The sequence below is a fragment of the Bradyrhizobium pachyrhizi genome (assembly GCF_029714545.1).
Classification (GTDB): domain Bacteria; phylum Pseudomonadota; class Alphaproteobacteria; order Rhizobiales; family Xanthobacteraceae; genus Bradyrhizobium; species Bradyrhizobium pachyrhizi.
On sequence record NZ_CP121667.1, the window covers coordinates 2,301,949 to 2,321,016 of the forward strand.

The 19,068-nt window shown below is 65.7% G+C and carries 18 protein-coding genes; 7 read left to right on the forward strand and 11 right to left on the reverse strand.

What is annotated here, in order from left to right; all coding sequences use genetic code 11:
- Positions 1-3 precede the first annotated feature (3 nt).
- Positions 4-777 carry an SDR family oxidoreductase gene (locus tag QA639_RS10535; RefSeq protein ID WP_028333308.1) on the reverse strand — a complete coding sequence of 258 codons (774 nt, stop codon included), beginning with the start codon at positions 775-777 and terminating at the stop codon, positions 4-6.
- A 135-nt stretch (positions 778-912) separates the two neighbouring features.
- On the opposite strand from QA639_RS10535, the gene QA639_RS10540 reads away from it, so the two are divergent.
- The 3 genes from QA639_RS10540 (at position 913) to QA639_RS10550 (ending at position 3,474) form a co-directional block, all read left to right on the forward strand.
- On the forward strand, positions 913-1,821 hold the full coding sequence (locus tag QA639_RS10540) for a LysR family transcriptional regulator (RefSeq protein WP_283089730.1): 909 nt from the start codon (positions 913-915) through the stop codon (positions 1,819-1,821).
- Between the two features lie 63 nt (positions 1,822-1,884).
- Positions 1,885-2,505 carry a hypothetical protein gene (locus tag QA639_RS10545; protein ID WP_283089731.1) on the forward strand — a complete coding sequence of 207 codons (621 nt, stop codon included), beginning with the start codon at positions 1,885-1,887 and terminating at the stop codon, positions 2,503-2,505.
- 195 nt (positions 2,506-2,700) lie between these two features.
- Entirely contained in the window at positions 2,701-3,474 is a 774-nt protein-coding gene (locus QA639_RS10550) for an SDR family NAD(P)-dependent oxidoreductase (protein ID WP_028333305.1), read from the forward strand.
- A gap of 17 nt (positions 3,475-3,491) precedes the next feature.
- Here QA639_RS10550 and QA639_RS10555 read toward each other — a convergent pair whose 3' ends face one another.
- The 6 genes from QA639_RS10555 to QA639_RS10580 all read right to left on the reverse strand — a co-directional run bounded on the left by QA639_RS10555 (position 3,492) and on the right by QA639_RS10580 (position 11,786).
- Complete coding sequence (locus tag QA639_RS10555) at positions 3,492-5,684, reverse strand: TonB-dependent receptor (protein ID WP_157340809.1); 2,193 nt, start codon at positions 5,682-5,684, stop codon at positions 3,492-3,494.
- Positions 5,685-6,303: 619 nt separating this feature from the next.
- On the reverse strand, positions 6,304-6,978 hold the full coding sequence (locus tag QA639_RS10560; RefSeq protein WP_157340617.1) for an RraA family protein: 675 nt from the start codon (positions 6,976-6,978) through the stop codon (positions 6,304-6,306).
- A 33-nt stretch (positions 6,979-7,011) separates the two neighbouring features.
- Positions 7,012-8,037, reverse strand: coding sequence for an amidohydrolase family protein (locus QA639_RS10565; RefSeq protein WP_050387446.1), 1,026 nt, complete (start codon positions 8,035-8,037; stop codon positions 7,012-7,014).
- 21 nt (positions 8,038-8,058) lie between these two features.
- Entirely contained in the window at positions 8,059-9,387 is a 1,329-nt protein-coding gene (locus QA639_RS10570) for an MFS transporter (protein ID WP_283089732.1), read from the reverse strand.
- Between the two features lie 29 nt (positions 9,388-9,416).
- A complete protein-coding gene (locus tag QA639_RS10575) occupies positions 9,417-10,748 on the reverse strand; it encodes an MFS transporter (RefSeq protein ID WP_283089733.1) in 1,332 nt (443 codons plus the stop codon).
- Positions 10,749-10,799: 51 nt separating this feature from the next.
- Positions 10,800-11,786, reverse strand: a complete 987-nt coding sequence (locus QA639_RS10580; protein WP_283089734.1) for a hydroxyacid dehydrogenase — start codon at positions 11,784-11,786, stop codon at positions 10,800-10,802.
- 186 nt (positions 11,787-11,972) lie between these two features.
- Here QA639_RS10580 and QA639_RS10585 point away from each other — a divergent pair, with 186 nt between their 5' ends.
- Together QA639_RS10585 and QA639_RS10590 are read left to right on the forward strand one after the other, a co-directional pair.
- Positions 11,973-12,908 carry a LysR substrate-binding domain-containing protein gene (locus QA639_RS10585; RefSeq protein WP_283089735.1) on the forward strand — a complete coding sequence of 312 codons (936 nt, stop codon included), beginning with the start codon at positions 11,973-11,975 and terminating at the stop codon, positions 12,906-12,908.
- 187 nt (positions 12,909-13,095) lie between these two features.
- Positions 13,096-13,446, forward strand: a complete 351-nt coding sequence (locus QA639_RS10590; protein ID WP_283089736.1) for a hypothetical protein — start codon at positions 13,096-13,098, stop codon at positions 13,444-13,446.
- A 22-nt stretch (positions 13,447-13,468) separates the two neighbouring features.
- Here QA639_RS10590 and QA639_RS10595 read toward each other — a convergent pair whose 3' ends face one another.
- Entirely contained in the window at positions 13,469-14,365 is an 897-nt protein-coding gene (locus QA639_RS10595; RefSeq protein WP_283089737.1) for a LysR family transcriptional regulator, read from the reverse strand.
- Between the two features lie 115 nt (positions 14,366-14,480).
- Here QA639_RS10595 and QA639_RS10600 point away from each other — a divergent pair, with 115 nt between their 5' ends.
- Positions 14,481-15,359: an NmrA/HSCARG family protein gene (locus tag QA639_RS10600; protein ID WP_283089738.1), complete on the forward strand. Its 879-nt coding sequence runs from the start codon at positions 14,481-14,483 to the stop codon at positions 15,357-15,359.
- Here the strand turns inward: QA639_RS10600 and QA639_RS10605 are convergent.
- The 3 genes from QA639_RS10605 to QA639_RS10615 all read right to left on the reverse strand — a co-directional run bounded on the left by QA639_RS10605 (position 15,356) and on the right by QA639_RS10615 (position 17,808).
- Positions 15,356-16,066 (reverse strand): type 1 glutamine amidotransferase, encoded by a 711-nt coding sequence (locus QA639_RS10605; protein WP_283089739.1) that lies wholly within the window; start codon positions 16,064-16,066, stop codon positions 15,356-15,358. The genes QA639_RS10600 and QA639_RS10605 overlap by 4 nt on opposite strands.
- A gap of 86 nt (positions 16,067-16,152) precedes the next feature.
- On the reverse strand, positions 16,153-17,127 hold the full coding sequence (locus tag QA639_RS10610) for a hypothetical protein (protein ID WP_283090569.1): 975 nt from the start codon (positions 17,125-17,127) through the stop codon (positions 16,153-16,155).
- A gap of 192 nt (positions 17,128-17,319) precedes the next feature.
- A complete protein-coding gene (locus tag QA639_RS10615; protein ID WP_028333294.1) occupies positions 17,320-17,808 on the reverse strand; it encodes an Lrp/AsnC family transcriptional regulator in 489 nt (162 codons plus the stop codon).
- Positions 17,809-17,934: 126 nt separating this feature from the next.
- Between QA639_RS10615 and ald the strand changes: the two genes are divergently transcribed.
- Entirely contained in the window at positions 17,935-19,050 is a 1,116-nt protein-coding gene (gene ald, locus QA639_RS10620; RefSeq protein ID WP_283089740.1) for an alanine dehydrogenase, read from the forward strand.
- Positions 19,051-19,068: the final 18 nt, after the last annotated feature.

The window sequence follows — 19,068 nt, forward strand, 5'->3', positions numbered from 1 at the left end:
GCCTCACTTCGTGGTGTAGCCGCCGTTGACGAGGATGGTCTGGCCGGTCATCCACCAGCCGTCCGACACCAGCAGGCGGATCCAGGGCACGATGTCCTTGATGTCGGTGAGCCCGGTCCTGGAGAAGCCGGACAATGCTGCCGCCGATTTGTGATAGGCGACCGCGTCCGCGCCTTCGGCCGGATAGAAGAACGGCGTGTCCATCGGTCCGGGTCCGATCGCGGTGACCGAGATACCGCGCGCGCCGAACTCCTTCGATGCCGCGCGGGTGAAATGCTCGACCGGCGCCTTGGTGCCGGCATAGGCTGCATAGAACGGCGTGTAGGCGCCGAGCAGCGACGTCACCAGCGTGCAGATCTTGCCGTTGTCGTTGACGCGGCGGCCGGCCTCCTTGAGGAAGAAGAACGCGGACTTGGCGTTGACCGCGCTCATCGCGTCATATTCGGCCTCCGAGATCTCGACCATCGGTTTCTTCAGCACCTTGCCGACGGTGTTGATCGCGATGTCGGGACGGCCGATCGCGGCGACCGCGTCGGTGAACAGTTTTTCCATCGCGCCCGATGTCGTGAGGTTGGCCTGGAAGGCGACCGCCTTGCTGCCTGCGGCCTGCACCGCCGCCACTGTTGCGTCGGCATCGGCCTTGGTGGCCGCGCTGTTGTAGTGGATCGCGATCGCCTTCGCGCCGTGAGCCGCGAGATCGCGCGCGATCAGGCCGCCGAGATTCTTGGCGCCGCCGGCGATGATGACGGTCTTGCCCTTGATGCTGTGGTCGGTCATGGCGTTCGCCTCTCCAGGTCTCGCAGCCGCGCCCTGCAGCCGCTTTCTGGAGACGACGATATCGTCTAGAATTCGCCGATAAAGTCATGCATTGTGATCTCACTTGTCAGAGATGGCGAACAATCGAGGACGATTTTGGACCGCATCGACCTGTTCCGCATCTTCGCTCGCGTCGTCGAGTGCGCGAGTTTTACGCGGGCAGCCGATACGCTGCGCCTGCCGCGCTCGTCGGTCTCGTCAGCGGTCGCGGAACTGGAGCAGCGCGTCGGCGCGCGGCTGCTCCATCGCACGACGCGAAAGGCGTCGCCCACGCATGACGGCGCGGCCTTCTACGAACGAGCCTTGCGCGTCGTTGCCGATGTCGAGGAAGCCGAGACCCTGTTCCGCCACGCCGCCGCCGAACCGTCCGGCAGGCTCAGGGTCGACGTGCCCGGGCGGATCGGCCGCCTGATCATCGCGCCGGCGTTGCCGGCTTTCCTTGATCGCTATCCGCAGATCGACATCGATCTCGGCGTCACCGATCGCGCCATCAACCTGATCGAGGATTCCGCCGATTGCGTCGTGCGCGTCGGCCTGCTCAGCGAACCCGGTCTGATCGCGCGGCCGCTCGGCGATCTGACGCTGATCAATGTCGCAAGCCCCGGATATCTCGCGCGCCACGGCGCGCCGCGAACGCCCGACGATCTCGGCACGCATTGGGCGGTCAACTACGCGTCGCCCTCCACCGGCCGCATCGAGGAATGGGAGTGGTGCGAGCAGGGCGCAACGCGCACGGTCGCGATGCGCGGCCGCGTCACCGTCAACAGCGCCGAGGCCTATATCGCCTGCTGCCTCGCCGGCCTCGGCCTGATCCAGATTCCCGCCTACGACGTGAAGCGGCATATCGATGCCGGAGAGCTCGTTGAGCTGATGCCGCGGCACCGCGCCGCGCCGATGCCGATGACCTTGCTCTATCCGCACCGTCAGCATCTATCGCGGCGGCTGCAGGTGTTTGCCGACTGGCTGACGGATTTGCTGAAACAGAAGCTGCTCGCGGCGGAGTAAGGGTGCAGGCTGGCGTTCCCGGTCGGTGGGCCGTATAATCCCAGCGCTCGTGACGGTAACCTGATGACCACTTTGGTAAGTAAACTCGGCCTCGCAATAGCAGTGTTGGCGCTGTGCCTGAGCGGCCGGCAGGCCAATGCCCAGGCCGGCCCGGTGCGCTACTGGACGCCGGGCTCCCTGTTCGGCTTCGGCGGCAGCCTTGCCGACGGCCAGAAGGCGGATACCTACGGAAACTTTCCGAGCTTTGACGCCGCCGGCGCGCAAGGTGGCGACTTCTCATATCTGAACGGCCGGCCCGACGGCTGGTTCGCCGGCAGCGAAGGTGGCCGCGTCGGCTGGAACGCGCTCGGCCAATCGGCGGCGTTCGGCTCGCTGGAATATCAGGGCGCGCAGTTCGGCTACAATTTCAGGGGTGTCGGTAATACGCCCGTGACCTTCTTCGCCGGCTTCGACACGCTGAAATACAATCCGCCCGGTGCCGGCGGACCGCTGGCGCCGTTCAGCGGAAATCCCGGTGTCAACGCGGGCTATTCCGCGCGCGCGGGCCTCGAGTTCCGGCCGACTTCGAATCTCAGCCTGTCTTTCGGCGCGAGCTTTACCCAGCAAGGGGCGGAGCGGATGGACAGCGACATTCATTCGCAGCTGCTGCCCGGCCAGTCTCCGGTCCTGTTCGGCGGGCGCTAAAGCGCGACGAGATCAGGTTGAAGCGCCATCGCGCTTTAGCTCCTTGTTTGAGCACGATCTTTTCGGAAAACCGCTTCGCACTTTTCCGGATCATGCTTTAGCGCGTCAGCGCAAGACGGCAGCGCTGCGGTCCTGATTCAACCAGAACGTCAAACCAAGAAGGCTCGAAGTCACGGGCACAGTCAGGATCGAAACATGGACATGCAGGGCAAGATCGCACTCGTCACCGCCGCGGCATCGGGCGCCGGCCGCGCCGGGGCACGCATCCTCGCGCGCGAGGGCGCGGCGGTCGCGGTGGTCGACCAGAACGAGGCCGGCGCGAAGGCGGTGGTCGACGAGATCAAAAAGGGCGGCGGGCGCGCGCTGGCGCTGGCCGGCGATCTGCGCGACGACGGCTTTGCGCGCGATATCGTCACTGCGACGGTGAAGGAATTCGGCGCGCTCGACTGCGTGTGGAATCATCTCGGCATTCCCGGTCCGTCCGTGATCGACGATCTCGAGGGCTGGGATCTCAGCGTCGATCTCAATCTGCGCTCGCAGCTGATCACCACCAACGCGGCGCTCGGCCAGATGACCGCGCGGCGCCAGGGCAGCATCCTGTTCACCGCATCGACCTCGGGCCTGGTCGGCTCGCCGTGGAGTCCGACCTATTCGGCGGCCAAGGCCGGCGTGATCGGGCTGGCGCGCGCGCTCGCCAAGCGCCACGCCAAGGACGGCGTCCGCGTCAACGCGATCTGCCCCGGTGCGATCGACACGCCGATGCTGCGGGTGTTCGTCAACCGGCCGGACCAGCCGGGCCACAACGAGGCCGATCCGGAGGAGCTGATCAAGGCCGCGGTCACCCGCAATCCGATGGGCCGCGCGGCGCGCCCCGAGGAGATTGCGGAAGTCGCGGTGTTCCTGCTGTCGGACAAGGCGTCGTTCGTCACCGGCATCGCGATGCCGGTCGACGGCGGGACGGTGGCGTAGCGTCTTCAGGAATTGCCCTAGAACTTCGCCCTGATGCCGGCATAGGCCGCGAGCGGCATGCCGGGGACGAATGTGCGCGGATCGGTCAGCTGGGCCATCAGGTTGGGCGCAGCTCCGGCGCTGGCAAAGCCGCCGGTCTCGTAGAACGCGCCGCCGAGATAATAATGCTGGTTGAAGACGTTGTTGATCAGGCCGAATACCTCGATATTTGGTGTGATCCTGTAGGAGGTGTGCAGGTTCACGACCGCGTAGGCCGGGACCTTCTGGCTCTGGTTGGTGTCGTCGCCGACCAGCCATTGGCTGCCCACCACATTGATGTCGGCGCCGACCTTCCATGCGTCGGTGGCGAGGTACTCGACACCTGCCTTGAAGCGGTGCGCCGGAATGCCCGGGATATGGTCGCCCGGCTTGACGTTGATGAACCGGACGTCATCGTTGTTCGGGTCGGTCAGGGCGTTCGGGTTGTCGGGAGCCGGCAACGTATTTGCGCTTCGATAGGTCGCATCGATGAAGGTGTAGTTGGCATAGGCGTTCCAGCGATTGACGCGGTAGTCGAGCTTGGCTTCGATGCCCTGCCGCAGGGTCTGCCCCGCATTCTGGAAATAGCCGAAATTGCCTGTGCCGATGGGGCTCTGCACCCGGATGATGTCGTCGTCGGACAGAGTGTGGAACGCGCCGACGCCCCAGCTCAGCATGCCGGTCCTGGCGTCGTTGCCCCAGATGCCGCGGAAGCCGGCCTCGACGGTGTGCGACACCACCTGCTTGAGCGGCGGATCGGACACCAGGAAGGAATCGATGACGCAGGGGCGGGCCGGATCGGAGCAGCCGAGCTCGAGCGGCGTCGGCGCGCGGTTGGCCTCCGAATAGCCGGCATAAAAGGTGAGGTTCGGCGTGATCTTGTAGGTGCCGCCGATCACCGGGTTGAGGCGCTGGAAGCGGTTGTTGCTGTTGAGCGCATCGTTAGTCCCGGTCTGGTCCTGCAGATCGATCTGGGCATAGTTGAATCGTCCACCGGCAGTGACCGAGAACCTGTTCGTCACGTCGAAGGTATCGGTGAGGTAGACGCCGGTGTAGGTGTTGGTGGCGCGCAGGTCGACCGGGGCGAGACCGGCGTCGGGCTGGTTGATGAAGATGCCGGTGCCGGTCACGAACAGGTTGTTCGGATCGATCGTTCCGAGCTCGCTGGTCGCCGTGAATTTCGTGTTGCCGTGGTCGACGCTGACGCCCATCACGACGTGGTTGTCGTGCCCGAACAGCTTGTCCGAGTTGGTCAGCTGGGCCGTGCCGCCGAAGCTGTTGGTCGCGGCCCGGTTGCGGTCGACTTCGCCAAGGAAAGCGTTGCCCAGCGTGTTCGGAACCGAGGGACCGCCCGCCGGACCGAAAATCGGCAGGTCGTCGCCGATGCACAAACTGTCTCCACCGTCGCAGGCATGCACGTCGGTGCCGTTGCCGTCGACATGGGTCTGCCGGAAGCCGCGGAAATAGGCATTGCCCTGGAAGGACCAGGTGTCGGAGAAATTGTGGTTCAGCGTCGCGTTGACGAAGGCGAGCTGAAGCAGCGTCGTCTGCGGCCAGGTATAGACGCTCGACCAGCGCTGATTGAGCATTTGGACCGGCGTTGCCGCAACGTTGCCGAGCAGGTTGCTGGCGCCGGTGAAATTGACGTGAAATTCGGTGTCGTCGTTGCGTGCGCCAACATCCACATACATGCGGTTGATGTGCGATGAATTGGCGTAGTCGCGCCAGCCGCGATCATACGCGGATTCGAACGCAGCGTAGGCAGAGATGTTGTCCCTCTGGCCGCCGGCCTGCACGCTGCCCTGCACGCGCCCGTAAGAGCCGCCGAACAGTTCAGCCTCGGAGCCTTGATAGGTGAAGCCGTTCTTCATCTGGATGCTCAGCGCGCCGCCGATCGCGTTGAGGCCGAACACCGGATTGTTGGGAAACAATGCAACGCTGTCGATGGCCTTTTCCGGGATGAAATCCCAGTTGACCACGTCGCCCCAGGATTCGTTGATGCGCACGCCGTTCTGGTAGACCGCGATGCCCTGCGGCGTGCCCTGGACCGGCGAGGCGGTAAAGCCGCGGTAGTCGAGATTGCGCTGGAACGGATTGCCGGTCTGGTCGCCGAGCGTGACGCCGGGCAGCTTGCGGTTCACAGCATCGAGGAAGTTGGTCGAGTAGTTGTGGCTGAAATCCTGCGTCGTCATCACCGCGGTGTTGGACGGGACCTTGTCGCGATCAATCAGGGTGGAGTCGCGGTCGGAGGGGCCAGGTGCAGCGGTGCCGGCATCGGGTCCCGCGGCCGGAGCAACAGGTCCGGTTCGGGTTCGCGCAGTTCGCGTGGTCCGAACCGCCGGCCGTGCCGCCGGCCTTGCGCTGCGGGTGCCGGCCAGCGGTGTGGGCGCAATCACGTTGACGGGCGGCAGTTCAGTGGGGACCGGATCGGCCGTCTGAGCGTGCAGGACAGTCGATGGCAGTGCAGAGCCAATAACAGCCAGCACGGCCGCAGCGCCGCGCGTGTAGACCGAAGAAGACAAAAAACGTGTTGCCGTACGCAACAACGCACCAGCCATGACGCCCACCCCCAAGCCGCGGTTCGGCTTGATCCCCGACGAACCTTGGCTCGGAGACTGCGGGAGCGGCGTGGCTTTGGCAAACAACATCAGTCCCGGAAGGCCGGGATTCTTTTCCAATTATAATCGGGAAAAATTCCCGATTTTGATGGACGGGCACGTGAGCCCGATAGGGGCGGGATGATTCCGGCCGACTTGGCGCAAATTGGTGCCCAAAAGGCGGGCATCTCCGCCTTTTGGGACCGCCGATCGTCTAGTCCTTGAACTCGCAGCCGAGGCGCTGCAGGGCCTCGTCGACCCAGCGGCGGTCGCCGGTGCCGGCGAGGATCTGCTGGATGGCCTTTTCCTCGGTGGCCTTCTTGGCCTCGGTGAGCTTGCAGATGGCCTCGGCGTCGTCATAGGGCACGCAGAGCACGCCGTCGTCGTCGGCCACGATGAGGTCGCCGGGCTCGACGATCATGCCGTCGATCGAGATGGCGCAGTTGATCTCGCCCGGGCCGTCCTTGTAGGGGCCGCGATGGGCGACGCCGGCGGCTAACACCGGAAATGATCCGGCGCGGATCGCACCGGCATCGCGGATCGAGCCGTCGATCACGAAGCCCGCGACGCCCTTCTTCTCGGCCAAGGTCGACATGATCTCGCCGACGATGGCGTTGACCAGCACGCCGCCGGCGTCGACCACGATGACGTCACCCGGCTGGGCCAGGTCGATCGCCTTGTGCACCATCAGATTGTCGCCGGGCCGGGTCTTGACCGTCAGCGCCGGGCCGCCGAGCCAGCCGCCCGCATGCATCGGACGCAGCCGGTTGGTGCCCGCGATCCGCGACATCGAATCGCTGATATTGGCGACCGGCAGCGTGCGGTAGCGCGCGACGAGATCGGGCGACACTTTCCGCTTCGCCTTGTGAATAGCAAATCCTATGGCCATCGGTTTTCTCCGGTGTGTTGGCGGCGCGGTCGCTCAATGCGCGCGGCGGTCGAGATGGGCGTTGAGGCGAGGATAGACGCGGCGGGCATTGCCTTCAAAGATCTTGGCCTTGTCCGCAGCACTCAGCGGCAGCGCGTCGATATAGCGGCGGGTGTCGTCGAAGTGATGACCCGTTTCAGGATCGATGCCGCGCACGGCGCCGACCATCTCCGACGCAAACAGGATGTTCTCGACCGGAATCACCCTGGTCAACAGCTCGATGCCGGGCAGATGATACACGCAGGTGTCGAAGAACACGTTCTTCAAGAGATGCTCCGACAGCGGCGGCAGCTTCATGTCCTGCGCCAGGCCGCGGTAGCGGCCCCAGTGATAGGGCACCGCGCCGCCGCCATGCGGGATGATGAACCGCAGGGTCGGGAAGCGCTTGAACAGATCCGAGGTCAGGAACTGCATGAAGGCGGTGGTGTCGCCGTTGAGGTAATGCGCGCCGGTGCCATGGAAGCAGGGATTGCAGGACGAGGAGACGTGAACCATCGCCGGCACGTCGAGCTCGACCATCTTCTCGTACAGCGGATACCACCATTCGTCGGTCAGCGGCGGATCGCACCAATAGCCGCCGGCCGGATCGGGATTGAGGTTGCAGCCGACGAAGCCGAGCTGGGTCACGCAGCGTTCCAGCTCCTCGATGCAGTTGGCAGGCTTGACGCCCGGGCTCTGCGGCAGCTGGCACACGGGGACGAAGTTCTGCGGGAACAGCGTGCAGACGCGGTGCACCAGGTCGTTGCAGATCGTGGTCCATTCGCGGCTGGTCGCTTCCTTGCCGACGTGGTGCGCCATGCCGGCGGCGCGCGGCGAGAAGATGGTGACGTCGGTGCCGCGCTCCTTCTGCAGGCGGAGCTGTGCGCCCTCGACGCTAGAGCGGATCTCCTCGTCGGTGATGCCGAGATTGGTGGTGAGCGGCCGTCGCGACTTGTCGGCGAGGCCGGCGAGCTGTTTGTCACGAAATATCTGCAGCTTGGCCGGCTCGGTGGTGTAATGGCCGTGACAATCGATGATCATGGTTGCTTCCTTGGTAGGTTGTCAGTGAGCGACGGATGACGGGATCGCGCCCATCAATTCCGTCTCGCGCGGCTTGACGCGCATGGTGGCGGCGATGGCGGAGGCGACGAACAGGAAGCCGGCGATGCCGACCAATGCCCAGGAGAAGCTTCCGGTGGAGTCCTTGATCAGGCCGATGCACCAGGGTCCGATCAGGCCGCCGAACTGCGCCAGCGTGTTGACCAGCGCGATCGAGGCGGCACCGGCCGCACCGGTCAGCAGCGAGGCGTTGATGCTCCAGAACAGCGGATTGCCGGCGTTGAGGCTGAAGCCGACGATGCACAGGAACACGAAGGCCAGCACCGGGCTCGCAACATAGGCGCTGCCGAGCATCGCGACCGCGGCGAGTAAGTAAACTGCTGCGAGATGAAACTTGCGATCTCCGGTCTTGTCCGAGCTGCGGCTGACCACGATGGTGCCGATGACGCCGAGCAGCGGCGGGATCGCCGAGAGGAAGCCGACCTGGATGTTGCTGAGATTGCCCATTCCCTTGATGATCTGCGGCAGCCACAGCAAGAGCCCGTAGATCCCGACCAGTGCGCAGCCGAACAGCGCCGCCAGCAGCCAGACCCGGATATCGAGCACGCATTCGATCAACCTGTGCTGCCCCTGTTGCTCGATCTCGGCCCGCTCGGCGGCGAGTTCGCCCTCCAGCCAGGCCGCCTGCTCCTTGGTGAGCCAGCTCGCTTTAGCCGGGCGGTCGGTGAGATAATAGAGCGTGAACAGGCCGAGCAGAATGGTCGGCACGCCCTCGGCGAGGAACATCCATTGCCAGCCGTGAAGACCGGCAATGCCATCGAACCAGGTCATGATGCTGGTCGAGATCGGCCCGCCCAAAACCGCCGAGAACGAGCCGGCGATGATGTATCCCGCCACCGCGCGGGCACGATAGCGCGCCGGGAACCAGTAGGTGAGGTAAAGCACCACGCCGGGCATGAAGCCGGCTTCCGCGACGCCGAGGCCGAACCGCATCACATAGAGGCTGAGCGGATTCCAGACGAAGGCGGTCAGCGCGGCGACGAGGCCCCAGGTGATCAGGATCCGCGCCAGCCAGATCCGCGCCCCGAGCCAGTGCAGCATCAGGTTGCTCGGCACCTCGAGCACCATGTAGCCGAGGAAGAAGATGCTGGCCGCGAAGCCGAAGATCGCGAGGCTGAGGCCGAGGTCCTTGTTCATCGTCAGCCCGGCATAGCCGAGATTGATGCGGTCGAGATAGTTGAAGAACATCATCACGAACAGGATCGGGATCAGCCGCCGATAGACGCGGCGGATGGTCTGTTGCTCGAGCTCAGTGACGGACGCGCCAGTCATTGCAATCCTCCCGTTCATAGTGATGGCGTTCATTGGGTCGCGACGCCATTTCGGATGTTGTTTGGGTGTCCGGCCTCTCGTTCGTGCGGCAGGCGATCGGCTTCGTCCGGCGCGCCGCCCGCTGCCATTGTTCTGAGGTCGATGCCCTGCTGCTCGGGCAGCAGCAATGCCGCGCAGAAGGCGGCGGTGTAGCCGCAGATGGCGCAGATCGCCATTGCGTCGCCGAGATGCATCCGCGTCGAGAGAATGCCGACGGTCGCCGGCACGATCGAGCCGAGGCCGCGCCCTGCGCTCAGCGCGAATCCGGCGCCGTTGGCGCGGATGCTGGTCGGAAACAGCTCGGCAAAAGTCGGCATCAGGCCGGAGGCGAGGCCGGCCTGCAGCGCGCCGAGGAAGAATCCGAGGATGACGGTGATGCCCTGGCCGATCGGCGCCTGGGTGTAGACCGCGACGTTGAGCGCCTGGCAGATCAGGAACAGCATGAAACCCTTGCGGCGGCCGATGCGGTCGGCGATCAGGCCGAAGGCGATCGGCCCGACGAACGATCCGAAGATGTTGACGGCGAGATAGCCGGCGGTGTGCGTGACCGGCAGATGCAGCCCGGTTTGCAGATAGGTCGGCAGCCAGGTGATCATCACATAGGCCGCGCCGAGCGTGCCTGTGGTGAAGAAGGTCGCGACCAGCGTCTTGAACAGATGCTCGCCGGTGAAGATGGTCCAGATGCTGTGCGTCGGCGAGGCGGCGCGCTGGGCCTTTTCCTCGACGAAGATCGCGGATTCCGGCACGAAGCGGCGGACGAAGAAGACCAGCAACGCGGGCAGGATTCCGATCGCGAAGAACACGCGCCAGGCCATGTCCTGCGACAGCCAGCCGAAGATGACGGGAAACAGCGCCACCGACAGCGCATTGCCGACGGCATATCCGCTCTGGATCGCGGCGGCGACGCGGCCGCGCATGCCGGCCGAAACCACTTCGGCGACCAGCACGGCACCGACCGCGGCCTCGCCGCCATAGCCCATGCCCTGCATGGCGCGCGCGACCAGCAGATACCAGAAGCCGTCGGCAAAGGCGGCGGCAAAGGTCGAGACCGCGACCAGGAGTATGGTGAATTGCAGCACGCGCACACGGCCGAACCGGTCCGCGGCAATTCCGGCGATCCAGCCGCCGACAGCCGTGCCGACCAACGAGCTTGAGGCAAGGATGCCGGCGTCGGGTCGCGACAGGCTCAGCGTCGCGATCAGCGCAGGCGTGACCAGCGCGTAGATCGTGGTGTCCATCGAATCGAGCGCAAGGCCGCCAAAGGCGGCGAAGAAGGTCTTGCGTTCGACGGCGGACAGCTTGGACAGCCACCCCAGATTCATGTTCGTTTCCTCTTGATATCGCGGCCTCTTGGTGGGCCGTTTCTGCGAGATTTAAGGCGCGTCGAGTGCCGCCGGGTTCACCACATTGGCGCGATCGATGTCGCGTTGCGTGAGGACCGCGACGATGTTGCGCGCGGCCTCGACGCCGGTCCGCGTGATCGATGCGCCGGTTTGGGCTGCGATATGCGGCGTCAAGATCAGGTTCGGCGCCTGCAGGATCGGCCGGTCCTTCGCCGGAGGCTCCTCTGCCAGCGTGTCGAGGCCGGCACCGGCGAGATGGCCGCTTCGCAGCGCCGCGCAAAGCGCGTCCTCGTCGACCAGCGCGCCGCGCGCGGTGTTGATCAGGAGGGAGCCGGGCTTCATGGCGTTGAGCCGCCCCGCATCGATCATGCCGCGCGTCGCATCGGTCAGCGGCGCGTGCAGGCTGACGATGTCGGAGACCGCGAGCAGCTCGGCGAGGTCGGCGGCTTCGCGCGCCAGCGCCGGATCGACGCGGCCTTTGCTCCGGCCGAGCGCGACGACGCTCATGCCGAGCGCGCCCGCCGCGCGGGCGACGTGGCGGGCGATGCGACCGAAGCCGACCAGGCCGATCGTGCGGCCGCGGATTTCGCGGCCGCGATAGGTGGCGCGGTCCCAGGCGCCGGAATGGGTTCGTGCGTTCAGGCTAACGACGTCGCGCCCGAGCGCGAGGATCAGCGCGATGGTGTGCTCGGCGACCGCGGGCGCATTCGCGTCGCCCGCGACCATCACCAGCACGCGCCTGGCTGTTGCGGCGTCGATATCGACGCTGTCGACGCCGGCGCCGTGCTTTGCGATCACGCGCAGGTGCGGATTTCCGGCGATGGTGGCGGCGGAGAACACCGGATTGCCGCGCATCAGGATCGCCTGCGTCGGCGCCCGCGCCATCTCGTGCGCGAGACGTTCGGGCGTGACGGCATCGCGCATCAGCACGACATCTGCGCCGATCTCGCTGAGGACATTGACGGCGGCCGGCGCGAGGCTGTCGCCGGTGACGAGAACGCGAAACGGAACGGTCATCTTCTATCGTCCGCTGCGATATTGCATGGCTGACCCGCTGCGAGCGCCGCGCCGTCGTGCCTGAACCTGACGCATTTCGCGCGCTTCTCCCTTGGAGGACTGGTGATTTCGCGCGAAGATCGGGAAACGGCCCCGTGAGGTCAAATACCTTGTTGACCCCCGACTTATAGGGAATCGGAATAAGCGATGGATTACAGGCAGCTTCGTTACTTCATCGCGGTGGCCGAAGAGCTCAGCTTCAGCCGCGCAGCGAAACGCTTGCATGTCAGCCAGCCGCCGCTGAGCACGCAGATCAAGGCGATGGAGGAAGAGCTCGGCACGCGCCTGTTGGCGCGAACGCGGCGCGCGGTGGAACTGACGCAGGCCGGGCAGTTGCTGCTGGAACATGCGCGGCGCGCGGTCAGCGAGCTTGATCTGGCGTCGGAGACGGTGCGCCGTGCGGCGCGCGGCGAGGCCGGCATGATCCGGGTCGGCTTCACCGGCTCGGTCCCGATGCTCGACATGTTCGCCGAACTGTTCCGCAGCTTTCGCGCCAGCTATCCGCGGGTGAAGATCGAGCTCCGGCACATGTCGACGGCAACGCAGCTGCGCGCGCTTGCCGACGCCGAGCTCGATGTCGCGATCATGCGCCCGCCGCTCGATTTCAGGCCAGCGGCCGATCTGCAGGTGCATGTGGTGTGGCGCGACCGGCTGATGGTGTTTCTGCCGCTGGATCACCCGCTGGCCGGCGCGAAGGGGGCGCTCGAGATGGCCGACCTTGCCGAGCATGAATTCGTCGGCATGGCCGAGAGCGGTTGCGGCGTCGGCGATCAGGCCGCGATGCTGTGCCGGCGGGCGGGCTTCGCCCCGCGCGTGGTGCAGGAGGCGCATGAGCTGCGCACCGTGCTCAGCCTGGTTGCGGCGGGGATCGGGCTTTCGATCCTGCCGTCCTGCTACCAGCAGGCCGGCGTGATGAATGTGGTGGCGAAGCCGCTGGACACGCCGGATGCGGAGAGCCGTATGCTGGTGGCGATGCGCTCCAACGCTTCGCTGCTGCCGCGCCGGTTCGTCGAATGCACGCTGCAGGCGGCGTCGCGCAGCGCACCGCCGCTCGTTCCGGAGGTTGCGGCAGTGAGACGTTGATCGCGCCGCACGCCCTATACTTTCGTCGGCTGTAGTCTTCCGGCATCCCGTCTGGCCTTGCTCTTGCATCGTTCAATGTCAGGTGCTGGGGCGCGGATGTGTCGCGTGCTCGCCCGCGGCGACAGCGTCGCAGGCGAGCAGTCTGCGACGTGCCCGCAGCTGGATAGACGCTTGCGGAGACGACGATATGCACGCCATCACGCGTGCGGCACTGCTGCTCGGGACGATGTGGCTGACATCGCCGACCCTGGCGCGAGACGACGGCCGCTATGCCAATTCACCGCTAAAGCCCTGGTTCGAAAGCCTGCACAGCGGCTATGGACAATGCTGCTCGGATGCCGATGGCTATGTGGTCGCTGATCCCGACTGGGAGTCGGATCACGGCCACTTTCGCGTGCTCATCGACAATGAATGGGTTGTCGTGCCGAACGAGGCCGTGATCACCGAGCCGAACAAGATCGGGCGCACCATGGTGTGGAAGCACTATATCGACGGCCACCCGCGCGTGCGCTGCTTCATGCCGGGTAGCATGACCTGAGGCGCATCGTCCGGGCTGCAACTCAGGCCGGCGGAACGAACACCCGGTTCGGGAATGCCTGCTCGACGACGTCGAGAAACGCGCGAACCTTTGCGCCGACCAGCCGTCGCGAGCTCTGCAGTGCCCAGATCTCGACCGGAGGTCTGGCATCCGTTCCCCAATAGGCGAGGCGCCCCGCGGCAATGTCGTCATCGACCAGCAGCTTGGGCAGCAGGGCCGCGCCGGCGCCTGCGAGCACCGCATCGCGCATCATCAGCATCGATGAGAGACGCAACACTGCCCGTGGCCTGAACGTGATCTCTTCGCGTTCATTCTGGATGCGCCAGAGCGTGTCCGGCGGCGTCTGCGACATCAGAACGGCATCGACGGAGACGCCATCCGGATCGCTCGCGGCGGTCGTCGGTCGTTGCCGATCGGGATGCGCCACGACCAGCAGTTCGTCATTCAGGAAGCGGCGGCCGACGAGACGTTCATCCGGTGACGGGTTGATGCGGATGACGAGGTCATAGCCGTCCTCGACCGGATCGACCAGGCGATCCTCGGCGACGATCTCGAGCTGGACGTCGGGATAGGCGTGCGCAAAGCGCGCACCGATCCGGCCGAACGCGACATGGGCGAGCAAGACCGGCGCACTGATCCGCAAGCGGCCGCGCGGCGTCGACGCACCGAGCACCACGGCTTCGCCGGCCTCGGCGATGTCGGACAGCGGACCGCTGGTGCGCTCGTGCAGCGCGCGGCCCTCATCGGTCAATCGCAGACTCTGCGAACCCCGCTCGATCAAGCGGACGCCGAGACTCTGTTCCAGTTCGGCGACGCGGCGGGACAGCGTGGCCTTGGCCCGTCCGGAAGCGCGGCTGGCGCGGCCGAGCCCGCCATGCGCGGCCACCAGATTGAAATCGGCGAGTGCCTGAAGGTCCATCGAACTGTTCCATATTCGAAACGGCCTGTTCAGATAATGCCACCTCCAAAGGAAAATTGGAACGGATAGCTTCTCCGCAACGGCAGACGGTCTGCCCCAAAGAGGAGTATTCGACATGACCATTCTGGTGACAGGCAGCACGGGCACCATCGGCACCCAGGTTCTCAATCATCTCGCCGGTCAGGGCGTCGAGGTTCGGGCCCTGACGCGTTCGCCCGGCAAGGCGCAATTTCCGCAGTACGTGACGGCGGTTCGCGGCGATCTTGCCGACGTGGATTCGGTCCGCGCTGCGCTTGACGGCGTCAGCACGCTGTTCCTGCTGGTGCCGAACGCCGCCGACGAACTGACGCAGGCGATGCTGACGCTGACCGCCGCGCGTGAGGCCGGCGTCAAGGGCATCGTCTATCTCTCGGTGTTCAAGGGCGAGGCCTATGCGGACGTGCCGCATTTCGCCGGCAAGCACACGGTCGAGCGGATGATCGAGGCGCTCGATCTTCCCGCGACCATCCTGCGTCCGGCCTATTTCATCCAGAACGATCTTCGGCTGAAGGAGCCGCTGCTGAACTTCGGCGCCTACGGCATGCCGATCGGCGCGAAGGGCATCTCGATGGTCGACATCCGCGATATCGGCGAGGTGGCCGCGATCGAGCTGCTGCGCCGCGAGCGCGCGTCCGCCCCGCTGGGCCGCGAGACTTACGCGCTGGTCGGCCCCGACGTCGTGACCGGCGAGGGCGCGGCTGCGATCTGGCGCGATGAGCTTGGCCGCGCGGTCCACTATGGCGGCGACGATCTCGCGGCGATGGAGCAGCGTTTCAAGGCAGCGATGCCGGCATGGCTCGCGCTCGACATGCGCCTCATGTTCGGCCGGTACCAGAGCGACGGCGCGGTCGCGACGGCCGACGAGCTGGCACGCCTGACGAAGCTGCTCGGCCGCGCGCCGCGGGCCTATCGCGATTTCGCCCGCGACGCCGCCGCGCAGTGGCGCAAGGGCTAGCTGCCCCCGTGCACGAGGAAGCGCGTGACCACGCCGCCCAGCGTGGCGTGGTCGAGCGGCTCAGTGAGCGAGGTCTTGGCGGCTTCGATCAGGGCATCCGGCGCGCGGCCGCGATGTAGATCGCACAGCGCGTCGGCATAGTCGGCGGTGAATTCCGGATGCGGTTGCACCGACAGCGTCGTGCCGTTGGCGTAGAGCAGGGCGGCGTGCGGCGTGAACTCGGACGACAGGATGGTGCGCGCGGAGGCGGGCGGGGTGATTACCTGATCCTGATGCGAGCAGGCGACGGCGATCGTCTCGCCGTCGATCAGCCCGTTGTCCGGCGCGATCCGATAGACGTGGCGCCCGATGCCCCAGCCTTTCTCGGATTTGTGCACCGTGCCGCCGAGCGCCTGCGCGATCAGCTGATGGCCGAAGCAGACGCCGACCGTCGGAATGCGCTTGTCATGGGTCGTGCGCACGAAGGCTTCGAGCGGCGCGATCCACGCGACATCGTCGTAGGCGCCGGCCGATGATCCCGTGATCAGGATCGCATCCAATGTGGTGGGATCCGGAAGCGCCTCGCCCAAGGCGACGCTGACGACGTCGCAGTTCACAGATGGATCGGCGGTGGCCACCATCCGCTGAAACATCTGCGGATAGCTGCCGTGGCGCTCGCGGGCTTGCGGGTTGACGAGCCCGGTTTCGATGATGGTGATGCGGGGCATGGAGCGCGCTGACGGATGAGCGGGGACGCCTCAGCCTTTAACTCCGAAAGCACCGGCGGCGACAAGCCGTGCGTGGCGGTCGCCGATCAATTCCGCGACGGTGCCGCCGCGTCGATCGTGGCGGTGTGCTGCGCTGTCGGCGTCATGCTTGCGGTCGCCGGCGTCGTTCTCTCGCTCGCCGGTGTCACCGTCACGATCGCAGGTTCGGTGCGGTAGCGCGGCAGCTGATCCACGAGCGAGTAGCCGACGCAGAGCGCGAGGCTCGACCAAACCGCCATGCTGAAATACAGCGACATCCAGGCGATCTCCTCGCGCCACTCGGCGATGTCGTGGGTCACGACCCAGCGCCGGCTGACGTCGCGCAGGCCTTCCAGCGGATGCAGCAGCGTGCCGCCGGCGGCGAGGTTGGCGCGCCAGCGGTTCAGATACATCGGGACGTCGACGGTCATCAGGAAGGCGAGGAAGCCGGCGATGCCGAGGATCGCGACGATGAAGGCCCAGCGCACCAGGCCATGAAACTCCGGCAGCAGCCGGCACAGCGCAATCCCGACCAGGAAGAACACCACGGCCCAGATCGAGTTCTCGATCGCGTTGCAGAGATAATGGGTGGTCAGCACCGCATACCAGGAGAAGCATTCCGCGATCACGATCAGCGGCACGATGATCCAGGCGATGTTCACGGTGGTCTCGGCGCCAGTCATGGTGCCGAGCTGATGCAGGATGATCGCCCATTGCGCGGCGAAGCAGACCTCGGCGACGGTGGCAACGGTGCGGCCGACCACGACGCTCGACAGCCAGGTGTCGAACAGGCAGATGCGCTGCACGTCGGCGCGCGGCAGGACCGAGCGGAAGGCGCAGCCGAACACATAGGCCGCGCACAGCAGCATCATCAGGCCGATGCCCGAGGTGTTGCTGAAGCTGCCATTGGCCTGTTCATTGAACTGGCGGTAAAGCGCGAACCAGATCGCGATGTTGGTGGCGCTGACGAGGCTCAAGAAGCCCCACCACCGGACCACTGGATTTGACCAAGCCAGCGAAACCGGCCGTGCCCGCCACTCCATGCTCATTCACCGCTCCGCGCGTAACCGAACTGATATCGAACTGTAGTAATTTTGTCATAGAAGGCGGCGAATCACGACTAAAAAATGCGTGTGGGAGCAAACCGGGCAGGTCCGATTATGACAGTGTCCTAATATGACAGTGCTCGATTGTGACAGCGCCCGATTGTGACAGTGTGCGGTGGTGCGTGACCGTCAGCCGCGCAGCGCGGTTTCGGGGATGGTACGGCGGACCACTTCGCGCATCGCGAAGCTGGAATGGATGCGGGCGACGCCCGGCATCCGCGACAGATGCTGTTTGTGGATGCGCTCGAAGTCGGCGATGTCGCGGGCGATCACCTGCAGATGATAGTCGTCGCTGCCCGACATCAGATGGCAGGACACGACGTCGGGGCAGCGCGCGATCGCGGCCTCGAAGGCTGCGAGATAATCCTCGCTCTGCTTTTCCAGCGTGATGGTGACGACGACGGTCGTCACGAGGCCAAGCGCTGATGGTTCGAGGTCGACGCGGTAGCCGCGGATCACGCCGATCTCCTCGAGATGGCGGATGCGCCGCGCGCAGGCGGTCGGCGACAGCCCGACCTTCTCGGCAAGCTCGATCTGGCTCGCGCGGGCATCACTGACCAGCTCGGCGAGGATTCTGAGGTCGATACGATCGAGACCGTCCACGCAGATTTCCTTCAAGAGCTGAGCTGAATGCGAAGGATATGAGCGTATCTGGCTGTGAGCAAGCCGGAAATCGCTGAGAAACGCCATGTGACGGGGAATAGCCTTGAGGGCGGCGGAAACGAATCCTTCAAGGAGCGGACCATGCGCATCGGCGTGCCCAAGGAAATCAAGGTCGAGGAATATCGGGTCGGGCTGACGCCTGCCTCGGTGCGGGAATATGTGGCGCACGGCCACGAGGTCGTGGTCCAGCGCGGCGCCGGTGATGGCATCGGTGCCGGCGACGAGGTCTACACCCAGGCCGGCGCGCGGATCGCCGACACCGCCGAAGAGGTGTTCTCCGTCGCCGAGATGATCGTGAAGGTGAAGGAGCCGCAGCCGTCCGAATGGATCAGGCTGCGCGAGGGACAGATCCTCTTCACCTATCTGCATCTCGCGCCCGACGTGCCGCAGACCGCGGGTCTGATCGCCTCCGGCTGCACCGCGGTCGCCTATGAGACCGTCACGGATGCGCATGGCGGGTTGCCGCTGCTCGCGCCGATGAGCGAAGTCGCGGGCCGGCTCGCGATCGAGGCCGCGGGCGCCGCGCTGCGCAAATCCGCCGACGGCATGGGCAAGCTGCTCGGTGGCGTGCCCGGCGTTCCGCCGGCGCGGGTTGCGATCATCGGTGGCGGCGTGGTCGGTACCCATGCGGCACGGATGGCGGCAGGGCTCGGCAGCGACGTCACCATCCTCGACCGCTCGTTGCCGCGGCTGCGCCTGCTCGACGATCTCTTCCTCGGCCGGGTCCGCACCCGTTACGCCACGCTGGAAGCGATCGAGCAGGAGGTCTTCGCGGCTGACGTTGTGATCGGCGCGGTGCTGGTGCCCGGCGCCAGCGCGCCCAAGCTGGTGTCGCGCGCGCAGCTTGCGGGCATGAAGCGCCGCGCGGTGCTGGTCGACGTCGCGATCGACCAGGGCGGTTGCTTCGAGACCTCGAAGCCGACCACGCATCAGGCGCCGACTTACCTCGTTGACGACATCGTGCATTATTGCGTGGCCAACATGCCGGGCGCGGTGCCGGTCACCTCGAGCCACGCGCTCAATCATGCCACCTTGCCGTTCGGCCTGGCGCTGGCCTCGAAGGGACTGCGCGCGCTGGTCGAGGATCCGCATCTGCGCACCGGCCTCAACGTGCATCGCGGCCGCATCACCAACCGCGCCGTGGCCGAAAGCCAGCATCTGTCGGCCGTGATGCCGGAAGAAGCGCTGGCGTCGTAACATTTGCGAGCAGCCTTT